This is a genomic window from Butyrivibrio sp. FCS006 (genome assembly GCF_000424525.1).
GTDB lineage: Bacteria > Bacillota > Clostridia > Lachnospirales > Lachnospiraceae > Butyrivibrio.
Window position 1 is genome coordinate 1 of sequence record NZ_AUKB01000014.1, and the last position, 20,488, is coordinate 20,488.

The 20,488-nt window shown below is 40.5% G+C and carries 30 protein-coding genes and 1 riboswitch; all 30 genes read right to left on the reverse strand.

From position 1 onward, the window contains the following. Positions 1-424 precede the first annotated feature (424 nt). The 30 genes from G633_RS0106025 to G633_RS19180 all read right to left on the reverse strand — a co-directional run bounded on the left by G633_RS0106025 (position 425) and on the right by G633_RS19180 (position 20,474). Positions 425-1,786 carry a hypothetical protein gene (locus G633_RS0106025; RefSeq protein WP_026519360.1) on the reverse strand — a complete coding sequence of 454 codons (1,362 nt, stop codon included), beginning with the start codon at positions 1,784-1,786 and terminating at the stop codon, positions 425-427. Positions 1,787-1,792: 6 nt separating this feature from the next. Continuing rightward, a complete protein-coding gene (locus G633_RS0106030; RefSeq protein ID WP_026519361.1) occupies positions 1,793-2,338 on the reverse strand; it encodes a hypothetical protein in 546 nt (181 codons plus the stop codon). A 13-nt stretch (positions 2,339-2,351) separates the two neighbouring features. Then, positions 2,352-3,062 (reverse strand): macro domain-containing protein, encoded by a 711-nt coding sequence (locus G633_RS19170; protein WP_051200006.1) that lies wholly within the window; start codon positions 3,060-3,062, stop codon positions 2,352-2,354. Between the two features lie 12 nt (positions 3,063-3,074). Further along, positions 3,075-3,911: a TIGR02452 family protein gene (locus G633_RS0106040; RefSeq protein ID WP_026519362.1), complete on the reverse strand. Its 837-nt coding sequence runs from the start codon at positions 3,909-3,911 to the stop codon at positions 3,075-3,077. A 23-nt stretch (positions 3,912-3,934) separates the two neighbouring features. Next, on the reverse strand, positions 3,935-4,327 hold the full coding sequence (locus G633_RS0106045; RefSeq protein WP_026519363.1) for an HIRAN domain-containing protein: 393 nt from the start codon (positions 4,325-4,327) through the stop codon (positions 3,935-3,937). Further along, a complete protein-coding gene (locus tag G633_RS0106050; protein WP_155834922.1) occupies positions 4,312-5,097 on the reverse strand; it encodes a hypothetical protein in 786 nt (261 codons plus the stop codon). Before G633_RS0106050 ends, G633_RS0106045 begins: the two co-directional genes overlap by 16 nt. Beyond that, positions 5,094-6,323, reverse strand: coding sequence for a tetratricopeptide repeat protein (locus tag G633_RS20085; protein ID WP_026519365.1), 1,230 nt, complete (start codon positions 6,321-6,323; stop codon positions 5,094-5,096). The genes G633_RS0106050 and G633_RS20085 overlap by 4 nt, the downstream gene beginning before the upstream one ends. 412 nt (positions 6,324-6,735) lie before the next feature. Next, positions 6,736-7,386 (reverse strand): 3'-5' exonuclease, encoded by a 651-nt coding sequence (locus G633_RS0106060; protein WP_026519366.1) that lies wholly within the window; start codon positions 7,384-7,386, stop codon positions 6,736-6,738. A gap of 187 nt (positions 7,387-7,573) precedes the next feature. After that, positions 7,574-7,649, reverse strand: a riboswitch (cyclic di-GMP riboswitch). A gap of 86 nt (positions 7,650-7,735) precedes the next feature. Further along, complete coding sequence (locus tag G633_RS0106065; RefSeq protein ID WP_026512613.1) at positions 7,736-7,918, reverse strand: DUF6440 family protein; 183 nt, start codon at positions 7,916-7,918, stop codon at positions 7,736-7,738. Between the two features lie 20 nt (positions 7,919-7,938). Beyond that, positions 7,939-8,103: a hypothetical protein gene (locus G633_RS0106070; protein ID WP_242838837.1), complete on the reverse strand. Its 165-nt coding sequence runs from the start codon at positions 8,101-8,103 to the stop codon at positions 7,939-7,941. A gap of 142 nt (positions 8,104-8,245) precedes the next feature. Beyond that, positions 8,246-8,500, reverse strand: a complete 255-nt coding sequence (locus G633_RS17595) for a hypothetical protein (protein ID WP_022770124.1) — start codon at positions 8,498-8,500, stop codon at positions 8,246-8,248. After that, the gene (locus G633_RS20345) at positions 8,497-8,625 is read right to left on the reverse strand and encodes a hypothetical protein (protein WP_022770125.1); all 129 of its coding nucleotides are present in this window, start codon (positions 8,623-8,625) and stop codon (positions 8,497-8,499) included. Before G633_RS20345 ends, G633_RS17595 begins: the two co-directional genes overlap by 4 nt. 168 nt (positions 8,626-8,793) lie before the next feature. Further along, complete coding sequence (locus G633_RS0106085; RefSeq protein WP_026519368.1) at positions 8,794-9,129, reverse strand: hypothetical protein; 336 nt, start codon at positions 9,127-9,129, stop codon at positions 8,794-8,796. A gap of 161 nt (positions 9,130-9,290) precedes the next feature. After that, on the reverse strand, positions 9,291-9,701 hold the full coding sequence (locus G633_RS0106090; RefSeq protein WP_026519369.1) for a peptide deformylase: 411 nt from the start codon (positions 9,699-9,701) through the stop codon (positions 9,291-9,293). Next, a complete protein-coding gene (locus G633_RS0106095) occupies positions 9,701-9,934 on the reverse strand; it encodes a hypothetical protein (protein WP_026519370.1) in 234 nt (77 codons plus the stop codon). The genes G633_RS0106090 and G633_RS0106095 overlap by 1 nt, the downstream gene beginning before the upstream one ends. Positions 9,935-9,949: 15 nt before the next feature. Beyond that, on the reverse strand, positions 9,950-10,303 hold the full coding sequence (locus G633_RS0106100; RefSeq protein WP_022770130.1) for an arsenate reductase family protein: 354 nt from the start codon (positions 10,301-10,303) through the stop codon (positions 9,950-9,952). Positions 10,304-10,320: 17 nt separating this feature from the next. After that, complete coding sequence (locus G633_RS0106105) at positions 10,321-10,503, reverse strand: hypothetical protein (protein ID WP_026519371.1); 183 nt, start codon at positions 10,501-10,503, stop codon at positions 10,321-10,323. Next, positions 10,504-10,881 carry a zinc ribbon domain-containing protein gene (locus G633_RS0106110; protein ID WP_026519372.1) on the reverse strand — a complete coding sequence of 126 codons (378 nt, stop codon included), beginning with the start codon at positions 10,879-10,881 and terminating at the stop codon, positions 10,504-10,506. It lies immediately after the preceding gene. 132 nt (positions 10,882-11,013) lie between these two features. Further along, positions 11,014-11,799, reverse strand: coding sequence for an ADP-ribosylglycohydrolase family protein (locus tag G633_RS0106115; RefSeq protein ID WP_026519373.1), 786 nt, complete (start codon positions 11,797-11,799; stop codon positions 11,014-11,016). Positions 11,800-11,812: 13 nt separating this feature from the next. Then, on the reverse strand, positions 11,813-12,496 hold the full coding sequence (locus tag G633_RS0106120; protein ID WP_022770136.1) for a vWA domain-containing protein: 684 nt from the start codon (positions 12,494-12,496) through the stop codon (positions 11,813-11,815). A 133-nt stretch (positions 12,497-12,629) separates the two neighbouring features. Further along, a complete protein-coding gene (locus tag G633_RS0106125; RefSeq protein WP_026519374.1) occupies positions 12,630-13,760 on the reverse strand; it encodes a macro domain-containing protein in 1,131 nt (376 codons plus the stop codon). 12 nt (positions 13,761-13,772) lie between these two features. Further along, positions 13,773-14,741 (reverse strand): DNA/RNA non-specific endonuclease, encoded by a 969-nt coding sequence (locus G633_RS0106130; RefSeq protein WP_026519375.1) that lies wholly within the window; start codon positions 14,739-14,741, stop codon positions 13,773-13,775. 166 nt (positions 14,742-14,907) lie between these two features. Further along, entirely contained in the window at positions 14,908-15,063 is a 156-nt protein-coding gene (locus G633_RS19910; RefSeq protein WP_155834923.1) for a hypothetical protein, read from the reverse strand. 123 nt (positions 15,064-15,186) lie between these two features. After that, positions 15,187-15,567 (reverse strand): hypothetical protein, encoded by a 381-nt coding sequence (locus G633_RS0106145; RefSeq protein WP_026519376.1) that lies wholly within the window; start codon positions 15,565-15,567, stop codon positions 15,187-15,189. 204 nt (positions 15,568-15,771) lie between these two features. After that, positions 15,772-16,149, reverse strand: coding sequence for a DNA-directed RNA polymerase subunit alpha C-terminal domain-containing protein (locus G633_RS0106150; protein ID WP_026519377.1), 378 nt, complete (start codon positions 16,147-16,149; stop codon positions 15,772-15,774). Then, positions 16,109-16,588 carry an Lrp/AsnC family transcriptional regulator gene (locus G633_RS0106155; protein WP_026519378.1) on the reverse strand — a complete coding sequence of 160 codons (480 nt, stop codon included), beginning with the start codon at positions 16,586-16,588 and terminating at the stop codon, positions 16,109-16,111. The genes G633_RS0106150 and G633_RS0106155 overlap by 41 nt, the downstream gene beginning before the upstream one ends. A gap of 199 nt (positions 16,589-16,787) precedes the next feature. Further along, the gene (locus G633_RS0106160) at positions 16,788-16,985 is read right to left on the reverse strand and encodes a hypothetical protein (protein WP_026519379.1); all 198 of its coding nucleotides are present in this window, start codon (positions 16,983-16,985) and stop codon (positions 16,788-16,790) included. 14 nt (positions 16,986-16,999) lie between these two features. Further along, the gene (locus G633_RS0106165; RefSeq protein ID WP_035770827.1) at positions 17,000-17,932 is read right to left on the reverse strand and encodes a DUF4268 domain-containing protein; all 933 of its coding nucleotides are present in this window, start codon (positions 17,930-17,932) and stop codon (positions 17,000-17,002) included. A gap of 23 nt (positions 17,933-17,955) precedes the next feature. Then, on the reverse strand, positions 17,956-18,333 hold the full coding sequence (locus G633_RS0106170; protein WP_026519381.1) for a hypothetical protein: 378 nt from the start codon (positions 18,331-18,333) through the stop codon (positions 17,956-17,958). A gap of 53 nt (positions 18,334-18,386) precedes the next feature. Continuing rightward, positions 18,387-20,474, reverse strand: coding sequence for a tetratricopeptide repeat protein (locus tag G633_RS19180; RefSeq protein ID WP_051200008.1), 2,088 nt, complete (start codon positions 20,472-20,474; stop codon positions 18,387-18,389). Between the last annotated feature and the right edge of the window lie 14 nt (positions 20,475-20,488).

Consider the following 20,488-nt stretch of genomic DNA (forward strand, 5'->3'; position numbering starts at 1 on the left):
TAGATAAAAAGATACCGACTTTAACAGGACTGAAAAAAGTCTCCCCAGACGAAGTCCTGCTAAAACCGGCACTCATTGAATACCGTGATAAATAATCACGTAGACTAATAAATCAGCAGACAGATAACCACCCGAAGATCATAAAATCTCTTTTGATGGGTGGAATTTAAATTTTCTCAATCTGCTCCAGCCATCTGTTTGCTATGCAAACAAACAGAATTGGTAAACCGATTTTAGCATGTTTTTGGGGCATGTCAAAGTACCGTTTTTATAAAAAAACTCCTAAAAAAGCCTCACATGCATTTTTTGCAACTATAAACCGGAATTCAGTTTTTCATTTGACCTATGACTTGCAGGCTTTACAGCGTGCTTTCAAATAAAAACAGCGATGAGTACTAATCCCATCGCCATCTTTCCTGTTAAATTAGTCGAATACCACTATATAATCCTTTGAGATATCATTAAATGTATTCTCTACATCTAGCAATACTGCATCCATTTCCTCATTTATGTGCCCTTCAATGTACCGCGCTCTGGCTTCCGGCTTTTCCAACAAAGCCCACTTAAGCTGTTTATAGGCACACCTTCCAAAAGCCATCCATTCAGGATAGTTTATTGCCAAAGGATTCTGAGTGAAATAAACCTTTCCAGCATTAACAGCTGTCATCCCGGAATGAGCAATAAATAGCATTGTTCCAAGCTTCGGGTTCTTCAAGTGATCAGTTGAAAAAGGAATTGAATCTTTTATTGAGTTTCCTTCTTTTATTCTCTTTATAGCGTACCCCAGCCTTACAACCAGCTCAGTAACCATAACAGGTACTGACATAGAGCAGAAATGAATAAAATCATATCCTTCAAAATACATTCCTTGGACAATCTCTGCTATCGTAAGTTTTTCGTCTCCAATGCTGCCAAACTGCAGCAAGTTAAATAATGCCATCATTGGTGCTGGCAATCCCATGGAAGTAGTTATATCTGATTTAAAATGTATTATCTGCTTCGAAAGCGCATCAAATATATCTTTTTCAGTTCTATCACTATAATTTTCCATGACCTGACGAACAATATTTCCTTTTTTATCTATGGTTGTCATAGTTCCATTAAGGATATCAGCAACACCTATTATAAATCCCAATATTGGATCATGCCCTAGCGAAAGCAAACGATGATAATATGCAGATAAACCTTCAACATAGACCGTAGTATGTCTGTTATCCTGTGCATCGAAAGGGACTTTGCTCACTTTAGAATTCGCAAGCTGCTCCATTTCTGCTTCCGGGAACCTTTTATCAAAATAGCCACGAATATAGTTCGATAATGGTCCTGCCTTCAATCCATCGGGAGTTTTCTGCGGAATCCCCACCAGCAGTATGTCCACAAGTGCGCCTAATAATGCAGCAGATGCACTTATAGCCATGTCAAACTTATCAAGTTTATGAAGGCTGTTGAATTCAGAGTTCAACTGAACAATATAAGCTTCATTTGCTTTTAGCTCAGCCTCAGTAAATAATGCTTCCAGCTCTACTTCACCCTGTATAGACTTCTCTGCCTCTTCACATAGTTCCTCCCAATTAGGAACTATCATAACCTTGCGTGGCATAGATGCTAGCTCTGATTTTTTCTCAGGCAACTTATATCCAAGTGATGTCAGCAGCTTTTCACTCTCAGCTATAGATTCTTCTGCTCTATCCCAATCCATGCATTTTATGTCTTCCAGTTCCTTCTGCTGGTAAGCAAGCACCTTATTAATTTCTTTTTCCAATTCAGAATGATCGTACTTACCCATAACACCTTATACAATGTCTTCGCCTAAATCGCTCTTTAAATCCTTCAGCGCCTGCTGCAGCAAAATATTGAGACTTTGTAAATAATCAAGCCTCTCCTTGTCAGCATTAACCTCATCTTTTAAAGCCTGTATAATTGCCTCATGCTTTACCAGTGCCTCTTTGTAAAGCCTTTCTTTTTCCTGCTTGAGTTGCTTATGTTTAAGATGTGTTGCTACTCCTACACCACCAGCAGCCAATACAGCAACAGGAGCTGCAAGAACAAATACTCCTGCAACCATCCCGCCACCTATAAGCGCTCCTGCCGCATGTAGTCCCGTTGTGATTCCAACTGCTGATAGTCCCACTGTTCCCAATCCATATAATGCCGCAAAAGAGCCTATTCCACCAATTCCGGCTCCAAGTGCACCTGTAAGCACCTCTGGAATAGCACTTTCTCTTATAGTTCTTGACTTATCATTAACAGCGGCCGCAGCCTCATTAACAACATTTACAATTTGTTGTAATGAGTCCACACTCTGAAAAACAAGTTCTTTCTTCTTTTTCTTAGGCATACACCATACCTCTTTATCTATCTAATACCACTCCGGCAATCTTCTTACCGAATTCAATAGTCTTTTTACGGTTCTCAGGATCCTTTAGGTAATCCAATCCAGCTTGAAGTCCATCCTCTGCAAATCCAGCAGCCACCTCTTTTACATCGTTAAAAAGCTTAGCTACCTTCTCTTTCTTCTTCCGTTCTTCCTCATCTCTTTCTAGATTTCTGGGGAGAATCCCGACATCATAGCCTTTCTCTTTCGCTATTGACGCAATGCGATTACCAAAAATAACAATTCTCACATCTTCCAAAGTCCGGGACTCATAAGCTTCAATGGTCTTAATTGCGATTTCAAGGGCCAATTCAAGATCAAAGCCATTATTTCCGGATGCCAACAGTGGAAACGCAATACTCTTACATCCAACAGCATCTGCAACACTAAGCGCTGAAACATAAGCTGAGCTCAGCAAATCATATTCATCATGATCTCCATCAACCCATCTCGGAACAACGGCATGTACTATGCACTTACATCCAAGGTCATAACCTAATGTCACAGTAGCTGAACCAACCTCACAGAATCCGATTTCATTACATTTCTTAGTAAGCTGCTTTCTACCCGCAGCTTTGAAAATAGCTTCTGAAGCGCCACTACCTTCTTTCAGCTTTGAATTTGCCGGAAGAACAATGGCATCAACCTTTGCATCAACGATATTACCCTTAATAATTGTGAAATCCATATTATCCTCCTGTTACATCAGCGCATCTCTGAAAGCTTCATAGTTTCCTGTGTCTGTTGGTCCACAATATACTGCAAATTCAATATGTTTAAAAACTTTTGGGAACTCCTGCAGAGCAACTTTATAAGCTCTGGCCACTACTTTAGGATTGTTCTGAAATGCCCCGCACCCAAAAGCTCCTAATACAAGAGCATCCGCACCTTTAGCCGCTGCACACGTAAGTACATGGATTGCTCTTTTAACATGGTACCCAAATAATTCTGCATCATTCATGTATGTTCCACCGCCAACCAGAGCAGCATATAAATTTGATTTGGACCTTAAATCTGGAGCTGCAACTGTTATTACATCAACAGTTGTCCAATCGCTTTCCGGAAGCCTTTCAGGAAGATCAGTATCCGTTTTACAGATAACTACCCCTTCTGTGTAAACCAAGGCATCAGAAGCCTTTGGAGTATTTAACGTCTTATGATGCTTATAGAAAGTATCCCTGAGTGTTCGCCTGTATATCAGCGGGTACAGAGTCGATGTCCTGCATAGACACTCTTCCTGTGCACTTGCTCCCCGTGTTACGCCTCCACCTGCGTGGAATGCATTAGCAAAGTTCATGACAGCAATCTTGGTATATCCATCCTTGCTGAGACGCATTGCTGCCTGATAACTCCTGTCTTTAGAAACATTGATCGTTGTTTCATATGTTTTATCCTGAACAAATGCTGGGTAATCATCTTCCCAATATATCTTGGTATTTTTCTTTGCTGTAGCAATAGAAGCCGCCAGCTTGTCGTTTTTCTCACACCATTCTTGAGTATCCCGGAATACCTCTATTCTCTGCTCATGTGTAGCCATATGTTCTACCTCCAATTGCTTCCTTAGAAATCTACTAGATATATACCTACGCTGATCTGTGTAAAGCTGCCCTTCTTTTCAATCTTTGTTATCTTCGCTTTAAGGAGCTTACCAGCATCCATAAGCCTGGCAAATACAATGTTATCCTTTTCAGGAACATATCCAAGCTTCCGTTTCTGACCATCAAGGATCAGAATTGCATTGCTGTCAAACTTATTGTCTTCACGCTGCAGCATAAGAACATCACCCACTTCTATATCTTCCAGAACTGACTTGTCTGACAGATGTGTAGTGCCTGCCACATAAGAATCAAACAGATGAATATCCTTTACCAGAGGCTTTATGATATCCCCAAGATCATGATTCTCAACCAGGGAAACAACACCTTCTTTTCTTACTTCTAATCCATTGTCCATTTAAAACTCACCCCGCTACTAAGGAACTGTTCCATCATCGTATCAAGCTCTTTTTCGTAATCCATATATTCCTGCATTTCCTTTTGAAGAGCTTCCTTCTTTTCCTGTACGGCTTCGTAATCCGATAACAGGAACTTGTACTGATAAGGGTCCTCGCCCTTTATCTCAATTATTTCATCCCGTACTCTCTGTATTTTTTCCGGGAGATTATCTATTTCAACAACTATATTCTCCCAGCCCACTTCCTCAAGCGCTTTCTTTACGAGGACTTCCGCTGTCTCAAGTTCTTCAAGATCATTGGCATTATATGAAACAACGATCATATGCCATAATCTCTTAAGTTCCGGAATCTCATCAGTTTTGGGATTGATATCAGGATGGAGCATTTTGGCTAATCTGTGATAGATCTTTTTTATCTTTGTAGCAGCACTAGTACTAATCTGGCGTCCGGAATTTGCAGCCTCATTCTCATCAATCATCTGCTGCAGCTGCCTGTTATACTCCTGCATCTCCTGGTTTATGTACGCAAACATCGCATCATGATCAATATCCTTGCCTTTATTTACTTCTGCCTGACAGTAAGTAATGATCTTTTTCTTCTTGATGCAGGTAATCTTCATTTCAAAAAGATCTGCTATCAGCTTACCAAATTCCCTTGTGTACTCCATTTTCCAATGAAGTGCCTCTTTTCTGACATTATCACGCTCAAGAAGCACTTCCTCATATTCCGCATAACCTTCATTTTTAACTTTTATAATCTCGTCCATCATATCACCTCAAAATCTTCCAACCTGTCATAAATAGCGGTAAGCCTCTCATTCCCGATACAGGCTTTCTGGAAAAACTCATCCCTGTCTCTGTACCATTTGTCATTGAAATGCACTATGCATGCACCTTCCTCGATAAGCGATTCCAGATGCTGTTCCTTTCCTTCAAAAGTAAAGCGCACCTTTGAAGGCCTGTTCAAAAGATAGTACAAATCATAAAAATCAAAGCTGTTCACATCAAACTCTATAAGCTCATACAGGTCATCTATCATCCACTTCATAATGTTAAGATGACCAAAAAAAGCATTATAGCTGAGCCTCTGTGCAAGGAAATCCTTCGCTCTGAAATATAAATCAACAGCATCCTCCGGTCTGTTCTGGCGGGTTCGTATTTTTGCAAGCCTTGTAAACACCTCAGGAAGAGGCTCTCCTAAATTCCTTGCGTATTTTACCTTGGGATAGAGCTCTTCTATGATGGATACGTACTTGTCATAGTCTTTCTCAACGTAATATCCGTTCTTGTACATGTCAGCGACTTTATAGGTGCAAACAAGATTTCCACGTTCCATGGCTCGACTATAGTACTTATAAGCTTTTTCATAGTCCTTTTCACCTGTTCTGCCGTAATACCATATGTAACCCAGGCATTCATCAGCAGCATCGCTGTCATAAGTAGATGCCATCTCATAATACTTAAGAGCAAGGTCAAATCTCTTAAGTTCATAATAATAGCCGCCTAAAGACATCATGTCAGAAGGATTCTTCTCTTCTGAGATAAGAAAATCCATGGCCTCTATGTACATGAACTCCTCCTCTCCAGAAGGATTGGACTTTCTATAGAATTCCTCTTCAATAATTCTGGCCTCTTTGACTGTCATACCATCGCTCTTCCTGTTCTTTTCAAACTGGTATCTTTCTTCGATTTCATACTCTGAATCATCGATTTTGTTGACATGACCGCACTCTGTACATTTCCACTCATCCAGCCAGTCAGAGAATCCTGCCTGATTATCAAGAATAGCTCCACACTCATCACATAACTGGACGACTCCCGGAAATCTCTTGTCCTCGCCATCTCCGCCAGTCAACACCTGCCCACATTCTTTACATATCCAGGCACTTAACAACGGATTGAATCCCGGTTGCTCCATAAGGTTTGCACCACAGTGCGTGCAGAATGGATCTTCGTGATCTACTACTTTTTTATTTTTTGTTCTATCAGAAATCATATTCACCTCATTTTTCATATTTGTGGTCTATGGTTGTCTATGGTTATAGTATGCAAAATCTGCAGTCCCATAAAAACACCAACTATATGATGTGCTTTTCTGATATGTTTCCCCTGTTACTATACAATATGTTATGGAAGCTTTAAAAAGGTATAATCCACCGCTGCCCCGCAACTTCAGATGGCAACTCTTTTTCTTCAAAATATTGTCATTCGCACAAACTACTCCAACAATAATTGTATCATGATAGCGTAATTCCAATTCCGAAATAACAATAAACATTGTATATATTTAATTACTTCTTGATGACTCTGCGTAATCTTTTCATGGATTTTTCTTTATTTTATCAGTTAGAAAAACAACATACCCCCACCAAAAAGGTGGTAATATGTTGTCCCCCATTTTTTTGTATTCACGCCAGCACTATCCCCGCAAACAGGTCTCCCATGCAAAAGCTCAGATGCTCAGTCTCCTCGTTCCTTGCAGTCTGGTAGAACTCATTCAGCTCATAATCAGGATTCTGCTCAAGCTTAGCGAAAAGAAGTGCTGTGTTGTAGGCATCAGCCAGGCCATCATGTGCTCTACCCTCAGGAATAATGTCTGATGCGATAAGTGCTTCCTCAAGCTTGTACGCATTCTTCCTGCCCATCTTCTGGCCAAAGGTCTTCTGACAATCCATCCAGTTAGCAAAGATGATCTCAAGGCGCTCATCTTCAATTCCCTTGGCAACTACTTCGTGAACAATCTGCTTAGGATCTGAATCGCTCCAGGATACGCATCTGACATCGTCATATGGAAGCCAATCAAGAAAAGCCTCCAGAGCTTCTGCAAATGAAGGAGCTGAGATTACGTCAGCCTGGGATATTCCAGTCATATTCTCGATGAACCAGTCTATGTGACCATACTCAGGTCTTACATAAGTATTGAACTCATCAATAATCTCATAATCCTCATCAAGAAGGACTGCTCCGATCTGGATTGTCTCCTGGCACCACTTATAACCGAACTTCTTATATCCCTTAGGTACTTTACAAAACTCAAGATCTATAACTGCGTACTTCATAATGGCCTCCTGACTTTAAAATGGCTTTTTTAATTCGGTTTGCTGTTTGCTGTTTCCTGATGATACTATCCTAACAATTTTGAAGGGTTATAATCCGGACTGCTTGGAATGCCCATATTTACTGGAATCGAATCACTTTTATTACTTTTGTGGTAAAAAAATGGAGCTGATTGCCAGCTCCTATAATGATTGCAACTGGCTAACTCTTTCGAGTCCCTATAGCTTTGTGCCGCCGGATTGCTCCGGGTTTACCTTTAAATTGATTTTTGCCCTAACGATATTTATTGATAAAAGTGTTTTAAAGGCGGTCCATGGTAATGGTCACCCCACAGACCGCCTTTGCCGAGTACTATCTATTTTCAACTGGACTGATTACCGGCTTACCATCCCTGTCCAGCATGGGTGTAAGTCCTCCAGCATATCCACTTGCATGGAATATGTAGTTAACGCCTGTGTCCTGGTCAACCCAGATCTCAGTAACATTAACTGCTCCCTGTGAATAAACCTTTTTAAATCTTTTGTCCGCTGTCATTTCCTTGTCCTCTTTCATTTTCAGGCCCTTTCCAAAAGGCTAAAGAGCCCAACCACCAACAGTACCGGCAATGCAATAGCAACAAGTCCTTTAAATACAAGGCCCACAAGAATAAGTGGAAGGAACACCAGTGTAAACATAACTTTGATGATGCTCCAGCTTGCTCTGAATGCAAAGCCAATCATTTTTCCAAAAATCCAAAAGAAAAATATAATAAAAAGCAGCGACAACATGATTCCTCACCTTCCTTTCTCAAATCAAAAACCATTGTCATCTGTTGCTTGTTGATGAATTCATTATATTTCTGTCAGAGCAAAGATTACATGATTATATCAGCAAAAAGGGGCATGTTATTTCGCTATTTGCGAAAACACTTTTAGATTCAAACAAAAAAGAATCAGCTCCAAATCCATCCCTGAATTCTTTGCTGATCCTCTCTTTTTCTTTCTTGCGGTTGTAGGCCTTTCCGTTTGGAACGCTCCTTGTTACTGGATTAAGATCTCCCCAGGTGCGTCTCTGTTTGGAATGGTACTCTTTTTGCTGTTTCTTACTTCGTTTGTCCAGTGAAACATATTTGCTCATTGTCTTTCCTCCGTTTCTTCCTTCTGAACCTTCTTGTTATATTTTGATGCAGGAATACCGAACAGTAAACATACCGGTATTATCGTAGCAACCAAAACAAGAATCAATAAAACCTGTGCAGTCATTATTATAAGCCCTCCAACAATTTTTATGTTGAAATCATTATATCTTAAGCCGGAAGGCTCATATATATCTATATCGGTGATTATCAGGCATTTAATTTACTATCTAGGCAAATCAAAAACTTATTCTTATCACCAATAGTTTCTGCGTCTATCTGTTCTTTTTCCTTGTTATGGTTCTTCCAGGTATCTAACCTCTTTGCCATGAGCTATAGCGTACTCTATCTCACTCTTGGTACTCGATCCCACGTAACCTCCGACGTTGATTACATAAATAGAATCCGCCATGTCTATTTTAGCCTTATGCATTGCATCCAACATCTCTTTTGTCTTTGTAAGAGTGCCCTCGTCCACGTTCTCCCAGACTTCCTGATCGCCGGAATGGCCAAAGAGCCCCACGCTGATAACAATGTTTCCCTCAAGCGTGAGCTTTTTCTGAGCCTCCATGAACTGCTCTTTAAACCTGGTACTTCCACACAATGTTATTACCGGATACTTCCCCTGCATATTTTCTCCTCGTGCAAATTTAATCGGTATTTAATATATATTTCAATGCAATTATAGTATGATAGAAACACCTCTTGTATAGGTTTTGGGATGCCTATACATATCATAAGACAGGCCGATGCAAACCGTTTTCCGGTTCCCTCGCATCGGTCTGAACTCGTTTATATAAGGATTCCCTCAAAATGGTCGATCTCATGCTGGATTATCTGAGCTGTGAAGTCCTTGTACTTCCCATGCTGAGGCTTGAAGTCCTGATCAAGATAATCCACCTCAATCTCCTTATATCTGGTGCAGGGTCTTACTCCATCGAGAGAAAGACAGCTCTCTTCTGTCTGATATTCTCCACACTTCTTGGTAATAATAGGATTCACCATAGCAAAATGGAATGGTCCCATAGCCACCACGATAATTCTTTTCTTCACACCAATCATGTTGGCGGCCATGCCAACGCAATGCTCCTGGTTGGCTCTTAATGTATCAAGCAGATCTACAATAACCTGCTTGTCAGACTCTGTTGCATACTCTGACTTTTGCTGCAGGAACATTGGATCCCTAACAATCTTTTTAACCATTAGGCTTCGTTCTCCTCATCATCCATATACAGTTTAAAAAATCTTGCCATTAGCGGAATATATGTCAGAAGAAATGTTATTCCTGCAAGTCCGTAGACTTTTCTTTTGTTCTGTGGTCTAACAAGCATTCCAAGCATAATGCCCAAAGAAATTAGGCAAAACTTCAGAACTGAAAACAATTTCCAATCACTCGATTTTATGTAACGGTCAGCAACTTCAAAGATCTTGTCCATAAAGACCTCCCATCATTATAAGCACGCCTCTTTCCATTCATCCTCTTTAAATCCGACAAGCACTTTCTTGTCAGTAATCAGTAATGGTCGTTTTACAAGCATTCCATCCGATGCCAACAGGTCTAACATCGCATCATCACTCATTGTCGGAAGTTTTTTTGACAATTCCATTTCCCGATACAGCTGTCCACTGGTATTAAAAAACTTTTTCAAAAGAAGCCCACTCTTAACATTGAGATCCTTTATCATATTGCGGTCCGGGTGCTGCTCCTTGATATCAAGGCTCTCGTACTTAATACCATTGTCATCAAGCCATTTCAGTGCCTTCTTGCAAGTAGTACATCTAGAATAGCAATAAACTTTTACCATGATTCATGTCTCCTATCTCATTTTCCTGATGGCCATTCTGATCCAATATCTAATCCATTCTCTGTAAGCCAGTCATCTTCCACTGATACGAGCTTTTCATTTCCGGCATCATCTACAAGCGTAACTGATACCTTCGGCTTCTGTCCTGGCTGCAGTTCTTCGCAGCCATAATCCCCATCAAAAATCTGCTTAATCTTCATTTAAAACCTCGTTCCACACTTAGGACAGAAATCAAAATCCTCTGTCGTCTCATATCCGCACAGTCTGCATTTCTTATATCCGGTAGTAAATCCCCTCCCATTTATTACTCTGGTCAGGTGATTCTGCTTAACCTCTACTTCTTCTCCCCTGGCAATAGCTTTACCTATCTCCGGATCAAGCTCGTAAACTGTCCCACAGCAGCTCGTCTGCACGTAGTAATGCTTGTTCCACTTGAAAGTCGGAATAAAGAAAAACGACAACACTGTATAAGTCATGAACACATTGAATCGTCCGTATTTTCCACAGATAGTGCAGGTCACAAGTTGGTTAAAAGAAAAGTCCTTCCTGCCATCTGTAATTCCCATGACCAAAAACATACCACAAAACTCCTCCGAAACAGATACATCCATTATAACCCCAACGGCCCTATTCATCCCACTATAAATGAGCAAACATAAAAGTACCCATATCGGCAATTTTTTCATTTTTTTGCCAATATGGGTAAACAATTACATATTCAAAATTTCCCACAGCTCCGGAGTCAGATATTTCTTCAGAAGTCCCTCCGCATCCACGCTTCCGAATCCGCCGTAGAACTCTTCCGCCACTCCACCGGCAATTGCTCCGAAAGTATCAGAGTCACATTCCAGTGAAAAGACATTTCGGATAAAGCTCTCATAGTCGCTGCTCTCATAGAAACATCTCATGGCTGCAGGAACAGATCCCTGGCAGCTCTCGTTCCACTTATATCGAGGTCTAATCTCATCAAGGCTGTAAGCAATACTGTATTCATAGTCAGCCTTTGGATACTGCTCAAGAACGTAGTCATAGATTTCCTGCTTACTCTTGCCATGCTTAGCCATCCAGATACATGTTGCTGTCACAACTGCTCCCTTGATTCCCTCAGGATGGTTGTGCGACACCATAGCTGTAGCTTCAGCCATCTTCTGCATCTCGTCGTAATCTTCAAAGAACTCTCCAACAAAAGATGCTCTCATAGCGCTGCCATTACCCCAGCTGTTGTAAGGCTCATGATTATTTCCGTTTATCCAGTTAAAGAACCTTCCTCCATATCCGGCAAATGGATACTCACGGCCTACTTCTACCATGGTATCAACCAGATCTGCTCCGGTCTTAAGTGCCTTCTTAATAGCTAAAGTCATTACAGTATCATCTGTGAACCCAATCGCATCACCATCTGCCAGAGGCACGTTCTTCCAATCCAGATTCTTAGGCCTGTCAAACTCAAACTGTGCTCCTAATATATCTCCTAAAACAGCTCCCTTTACTGCCATCTAAATCACTCCTTTATCTTCTTGCGGCTTTCTTTCCACGTCTATTGTAGTCCTCGTTTATCTCTTCAGCCCAATTTGACTCATCCAGCTCTTTCCTCAAAAGAAAATCAGGCACTTTCATTGACTTGCAAACCATGGATGATACTCCTGCGTACACCTTTGCTGTTCCTATATCATCATGTACATAATTTACAGCTCTTTCTTTTCTTACTCCAAGCCTCTGCGCTTCAGCATAGGCATCAATGTTAGCTCCGATGAAAATGAACTCCCATCCATATTTCTCTTGCTGCTTCCTGACCATCTTCTGGATCTTGTCATAAGAATAATTCTTGCTGGCATTCTCCATGCCATCTGTTGTTATGACAAATATAGTCTTCGCTGGCCTATCCTCTTCCCTGGCGTACTTGTGAACATTGCCGATGTGGTGGATTGCTCCTCCAACTGCATCCAGAAGAGCTGTGCAGCCTCTGACGTAGTACTGCTGGTCTGTCATCTTTTCAATCTTATCAAGTGGCACTCTATCGTGAAGCACTTCGCACACATCATCGAAAAGAACTGTCGAAACCAACGCCTGCTCTCCTGTCTTTTTCTGCTTCTCCATCATTGAGTTGAAACCGCCGATTGTATCTTCCTCAAGCCCACCCATGGATCCTGATCTATCAAGTATGTAAACTATCTCTGTAAGATTATTATTCATATTCCTTTTGCCTCCGTCATCACATCTGTAGCTCCCTGCAGTGAGCTGTTTCCTTTGTTCTGATGTAATAATACCTTTTTGGCAAAAGAAAAAGGTCAACCCGGAGGAGACCTTTGTAAAAAACCACTTTGTGTCAGCTTGAAAGCGAATCCAAGCCATAATCAAAGAGAACGATATCAATCTTCATCACGTTGTAGTCCTTGTGCCTTATGAAATACTCCACGATCACATCCGTCTGGGACACTGGAGAAAAAGCATATCCTGCAAGTCTCAAGAAATCAATGGCCTCATCCATGTTAAGCTGAAGTCCAACAGCCAGAGCAAGAACCTTCTCTTTAGATGGTTTAACCTGTCCCTTGATAAGCTTTGAGAAATACTGCTTAGAGATATTGGCTGCTGCATAAACCTCAGAATTCTTGAGCCCTTTCTTGTTGATGAGCTGCTGAAGATGTTTCTCAAAGGAATCTGTGTACATTTCTTTGAGCGTATCATCAAGAGACATGCTGGAGCACTCATAGAGTTCCTCCTCAGCTGCAGGAGCACTACAAATCTCAGCATCCTCAAATTCCTCATAGGTCTTTTCTTCCTCTGCCTTTGACTCTTTTCTATGAAGAAAGTCCGGTATCTTCAATGATTTAGGCACTGCCGAATTGCTTAATCTAGCACCTTGAAGCATCCCCGGCCTGCTTGCTGCAGGAATTCCATCGTTCCTATACTCCTCGGCAAGCTTCTCCTCGACATACTTATCATCAATGAAATGCTTAACATCAAGCGCCAGTTCGCCTGAAATCTGTACAGAAGTACTTCCAAACACCACCAACGTGATGTCCATCTCATTCTCTTCCAGGAAGCTGGTAAAAGAATCAACTGCTATCTGAATTCCAAGCCCCTTGGGAAAGCCATAGGTTCCTGTAGCCAGCAGAGGAAAAGCAATAGACTCACAATCATTGTCCCTGGCCAGTTCCAGAGATCTGTCATAGCATTGACGCAGAAGTTCCGGCTCACCATGCCTTCCATCTTTCCACCATGGTCCGCTGGCATGAATAATGAATTTTGCATCGAGATTAAAAGCCGGAGTTATCCCAACCATTCCCGGTTCAAGTTCTCCAATCTCTCTGCGGGCTTCCAAAAGCTGTTCTTTCCCAGCAGCCTCGTATATAGCAGCATCAACACCATCACCTACAGCAACCCATGGATTGGCTGTATTCACAATGGCATCTGCTTTTACTTTTGTAATATCATCTCTGATTATTTGAAATGGCATAACACTACCTCATTAAGGATTGCATCTCTTGCAAGGATCATACCCTTGCTGTATCAGCTCATCCCTTGTGCCTTCATAGTACATTTTATTCTTTTCTTTCATATCCTTCACACTGTCACAGTAAGGATTATGGAACTTCCTGGAATTCGTGTTAACTACAAATGTGGTCCCTGCAGGAATTTCAGAAGCCTCATTACCTGCCGAAGATCTGTCCAATCCATTCCCGGAATCTCCGCCAGTTATAATAAAAGAATTGGTGTCCACCATCTTGTCTGCTTCTGGTGCCAGCTTATTGCTTCCATTAGCATAGTTAATCTCTACTCCCGGCTGCACATTGTAGCAGTATACATTAAAAGAGATTCCTTTGCCCTTATCCTCTACAGAATAAGCTTCAATCTGAACACCGCTGCATAGAAGATTATTTCCTTCAAATACAGGAGTTACCCTGTACATTACATGTTTTCCGGTGTCCCGAACATACTCCGCAACTTCATTCTCATAAGGCAGCATTCCTTCAACATTCATGTATCGTGTTCCGGTGATCAGATTCTGCTCATTGGCATTCTCACCGGCCAGCTGGAATCCGATCATATGACATCTATTGTACAAATACGGAGGATCCGAATCTATCAAGCCAGGATACTTGTTCTGTTTCCACCCGGTGGGCTTTACCATGCTGATTGACTGCCGTTCTTCAGTAGGCATCAGTTCTTTTCCAAGGCAGGCCATAGCCGGAGTGCAACGTCCCAATTTATCCAGCTCTCCATAGCCTTCATAAGACTTTGTTGTAATCTCATCAGCTGTAAAACCTGGTACATTCTTGTTCACAGTTACTGAAGCGCTTCCGCTGTATGCTGGGATCTCATCCTCTGCATGAGTCTTAACGCTCCAGAACAGAAAAGAAGACATACCCAAAGAAAGTGCCAGCAGCAGAGCAAATATTCTATTTGCAAAACCAACCTCTCTTAAATATGTCTTCATCTAGATATCCTCATCTATAATTCAATTGTCAGTTTCTTTAGAAAGGAGTAGCCCGGCTGATCTCACGAAATCCCCTACCAGACCGCACGCCCTGTGGCAACAAATCCTTACTATCCAGAGGATGGATCATTTCATTCAGGATCTGCATATGTCAAAACACACACGATTAAAAATCATCTCCAAAGTCGTCTCCGAAATCATCATCGAAATCGTCATCATCGTCATCCCAGTCATCGGAAGAGTGCTTTTCATCCTCACCAAAGATGTTGTCAAACATAACCTGGTCATAAGCTCTTCTTGAGTTTTCTTCAAAGATACTCACCTCGCCGTCATGATTAAAATCCCAGCGGTCATTTCCGCCGTCAAAGTTTTTCCATTCCTAAATGATGATAATTCTCAAATGTATATGCCATAATTTTTTCCTCCTGATCTGTATCAATCTGCATCAATAGTTATCATTCCAGTAATCTTCAGCTGCATCATAAGCTTCGTCTTCATCTTCGTAGTCATCTTCGTAATCGTAGAATTCTTCGTACTTATCATCTGCGAAGTCCTGTGCTGACTTGTAATTATGCACGTCATATGAGTCATAGGATTTCTTTGATGACTTAGAACTGCTCTTCTTAGATGAACTCTTGCTGCTTGATGATTTAGAAGAGCTCTTTGACTTGGAACTTGTTGTTTTCTTCTTTGAGCTCTTCTTGCTTGATGAATAACTGCTTGTTGTTTTATTCTTGCCAGCTGCCTCTACAGATACCGATGTCATTCCCACAGCTGTAATCATCATCATTACTGCTACTAAGATACTTAATAATGTCCTCTTCATAACCACTACCTCCATTTCAGGTGAAAAGAGTTTTATCCTGTTATAAGATTACCGCCAAGCCTTCATGTAATACATGGTTACTTCAGCGAGATTCTCTGTGTTATTATGCTAAAACAGTGATAAAAATTGTTTTGCTTTGTTCTGATGATACTATCATGCCACACAAGGAGTCCCATATTCCTCCCTGGATACGCGTACTTATGTTCACGTGTTTTTGCTGGCATTCAACAGGATAACTTCCTTCACATAGCCTTCTCTTTTCTCCTGCGGAAGTGCATTGTACTGGTATAAAAAGAGCTTTTCCATTATTTCTCTGCAACTCTTGGCGCCACAGTTTCTGATCTTACTTATCTCTGTTCCTTCAGCTATTGCCTCAGCCAAATCCCCGATTGTTGAGAAGCCTGCTCTTTTCAATGAGTTATAAGCTCTGACTCCGAGGTCTAGCGCCTCTATTGGTGTCTCTCCGGCCCTGCTGTTCAGGTAGAAGTTGAAATAAAACTTGCCTCCCTTTCTCTCATGAAGCCTTGTTCCTGCAAGTGCCTCAACTATCTGTGTTAGTGTTCGACTCTGATCCTGATTCATATTTGATTCCTCCATAGACGTCCTTGATAATCTGACGTACCTGGCGGGCATGATATTCCTTGATATCATCCGAACAGGCTTTCTCGATTATCTTGGTCATGTACTTGATGTCTTCCGGAGAATCAGATACAGCTACGAGATGGATATGATTTGCCTTAAGGGTCGTGTAAATCTGGCGCACGTACATCGTCCTTGTGGCAACGTATTCCAGCACCTTGTCGAATCCTTCAGATGTGGTTATGATATCAATGAGCATCGTCACCTCATCTTCCTTCTTGATGTAGGTGTTATACCCACGGATTATCCCTGCTTTCTCAAGCTTGTCCACTCTTTTCTTGGCTGCTACGCGGGACATTCCCAATGCATCACCAATTTCCTGATAGCTCATACGAGCATTTCCTTTGATCAAATCCAGTAGTTTCTTATCTGTTCCATCCATAAACATCTGCTCCTAAAAAAATCAGTGTCGACTCTGATGAGCTGATTATATTCAGTGGAGAAATCTAATGCAACAGAAAGGGTTACGAAACGTAACCAAGTGGTTTCGTCCCGTAACCCCAACAGCCAATAACAGCCCGTAACAGCCCAATAACAGCCAATAACAGTCGTAATGTGCCTATTTGACCGTATTTTATTCATTAGTCTGCATTAAAATGGTGGCAACCGCCTGGTCTTTTGCAGTTCATTCCTTTATTGACATAGCCTTCTAAAGTACACTTCCCACTTTCTGACTTATAATTACACTTTTTCCCTTCAGTTCGTTTATAATAAGCTCGTTTCCTCTCATCATCCTCAATATGACCTTCTGTTCCCCATTTTTTACGTGAACCAATCATAGCCATTCTCCAATTTATACGTACTGTTTAAACACATTTGTAAATAATACTGCCTTATCAATCATTTCATTCATAAGGTAGTCATAGTTTGAATGATCATCAAAATTCAATCCCTGAATCCTGTAAATAATCCTTGATGCCTTCTTGCCATCTAGTCGTTGCCATTCGGGTTTAAGATTAAGCTTTGCTTCAATTTCATCCTTCTGGGCATATAGGTTATCAAATAATTCCTTATTATCATGAATATATAGTTCGATACCAATAACACCTTCCTTGTTTACCAGCGTCATAGAGACGTGTACACCTGTTTTTCCAATGGCTACATCATACCAATGGTCACTTGTAGCCTTTCTAACATTAAAAGGCTTTCCTCTCTCAATCAAAACTTCGTTGAAACGTGTCCAAAACTCAATTCTCTCACCCTGTGACTTGTTATACTCTCCGGAACCATTCTGTGATTTTACATACTTAATAAATCCATTAGGTTTTTCAACAACTTCAAATTTCGGAGCACATAAAGAGTCCCCTATTTGATATGCATGGATTTCTATCAAAAAGAAATTGAGCTTTTCAGAAGTATTATTATTTAGCCACTCAATGGCACTTCTATGTTCTTCACGAGCTTCCCTCACAATCCAAACGACCACCTTAGCATCCAATCCTGATGCATAAGTAATTATCTTTCCAAGGTGATCATGGTTTGATGTCTCTAGCTGGTTCTCAATTATTACTTTATCCCCTGTAGTTTCATCAATACCAACCAGATCACATCGATATGAACCAACATACACCTCTTTTTCTACTTCGCTTAGAGTTATTCCAATAGTCTCATTAAGTTGCTCAAGGTTTTCTGACTTCGAAAGCCACTCTGAAAAATCGTATTGCTCATGATTCCATAGTTTTCTAATATCTACTTCCTGTAATTTTCCCAGCTTCAATGTCGCCATATATTCACCTCTGCATAGTTTCTTTAATCATTTCCATTTTCCCATCGCATTACTAGATCAAGGATTTTCGATACATCTATATCTTCATAATCGGTATTACAATTTTCTCTCCATTTATTTGAAAACAAGCGTGAATAAGGCCCGTCATCATTCCATCTGAACTTTAGCCCCAGCTGATTCATTCGTGCAAGAACTTCTTTTTGTCCTACCTCCCCCAGTCCTTTAATACCACTTCTGAACTTAAGAAAATCCGTCTCACAGAGATCATATAATGTATTAAGCCCACTATCTGTCAGTATCTTAGAAACCTTTACTGAAAGCCCGATATCTGATACAGGTATTTTCTTAAGGAATCCAATAATATCATCTTTTGAATAATTATCCTGGTCCATAATTGTCATTTAGCCACCTTTTTCTGAAAGCAGAATCAAATTATAAACTTTGTCGGTCATGATCAATTAAATGGAAGCTCAAATTCATCCGAGTCCTCATCTTCGCCATGGACGTCAAAGTAAGACTCTATTACATTTTCAATGTTTTCAAATAAATGTTCATTCCAAAGTGCTAAAGCAAGACTGCTATTCTTACCTAGTATTTCAACCCCTTTTTCTCTAAAGTCCTCCAGAGTACATACATCGTTATCAATTAAAACTTTAAGAACACTATTATCAGATTGATCCACATCTTCAAAGACATCTTCAATTGGAATATCCTCCCAACTATCTCTTATATCCCAGTCTAATGAATCAACAAAGTAACTCTGACACCAGTCAATCGCATCCTTATTATTTCCCAAGCTAATTTCCACAGCAAAAACAGCTTCATGCTCAGCCTTTTTGAAATCAGCCTGTCCAACAAGACCATACCTATAAATCTCTGCCAAATATACACAAGCCTTATAATCTCCGAATTTTTTGGCTAATTGCAACGCTCGTTCTGATAACTTATAATCTTTTTCTACACTGCAGAGATTCCCCATATTTTCGCCAAAAGGATTCAACTTTACCTTGCCTGTATAAAAGATTTCCCCAATCAAATACAGGAATTGTACTTCTGATTCAAACATTAACCCCTTTGTAATATCATCGTCACTATCCTCAACAAGACTGACAACATCCTCCCATATCTGTTTTACCTCTGTCTCTTTGTAAGTCTTTATCTTAAGCAGAATTGATAAAAAAGCATACCAGTAAAAAGCCTCAATAACTCCGTCTAGATTAAATAATGTTATTTTCCCCGCCTTATAATCTTCGTAGAATAATTTATACCATGCATATGCTTTTTCCCTAGAAATCGGTATTTCAAACTGTCCCTCATAATCTCCATTGAAATAAATATTCCCTAACACTCCATAATTACCACCATAGCCACTCCATGCAGCATTTTCAAAAAGCTCTATTGCCTCACTTCCGCTATAACTGATTAAAAAGAAGTTTTCAAATTCAAAATTGTCGTAAAGTCGATCCTCATCTCCAAACCATGAATAATATGCGCAATCAATATCTAATTCACTATAAATCTCATAATTGTCGTTTTTATTTTCCTCTGCAATTGCAAGCCATCTTTTACACTCTTCTTGATCTTGCTGAACTCCATTTCCGTAATGATATCTTTTGGCTGTCTCAATTTGTGCGTCCGGATCTCCAAGTTCTGCTGCCTTCTCATACCAATAGAACGCCTTTTTCTGATTAGCCCTTAATCCAGTCGAACCCAGTTCATAAGATCCAGCTAAATTAAATGCAGCAATCGCAGATCCACTGTTTGCAGCTTCAACATAATATTTTATAGCATTTTTATGATCGCCATCCTCATCATATTTTGTAGCTATTTCATATAGTTCCTGTGCTTTCGTATCATCATTACCACTTGAAATGGCAACGTCTATGCCAAGCGCATCGGCCCATATACTAATTATTCCCTTTGCCAGCTCCTCATCACAGCCTACAGCTTTAACCAACCTGTTTGAAAACAAAAACAAATTATTTGCATCAAGCAGTTCTATCATTTGTAAATCTTTAGGAATGCCTTCTTCAACACAATGGAAGATAAGGTTCCTCTTCACTTTATCATTTGGATACAAATCTAACAGCGCAGACCTAAATTCATTTATGTGTGCCCATGCATCAGGCTTTTTACATAGGAGCGACTTCAAATCTGTCACCGTCTTATTTTCCTCAACGCTGTTGAAAGAATAACTACAGTCATTTGCATCATCGTAACCAGACTCTCTTGAACAATATAGTTTGCCATGTTCTGTGTGAATGACATCCAGCTGATAACTACTAACAAGCGCATCCATCATTTCTTCCACACGTTCAAGAGTCAACGCCTCAAATTGACCATAATACGGCTTCCCCTTAAAAAATGGCGCAATAGCCGCATCTTCTTTTCCAATAAGGATGTTGCGGATTGTTCTCACATAAGAATAACCTTTATATTCACTCCTAGTATCTTCCAGATCCTTAACAAGTCTTATTAGCAGATCACTTCCCTGCTGTGGTTTTCCTGTCTTTTGAGCTTCTATCGAATCATACCAGAGCATAACGGTATCCTCTT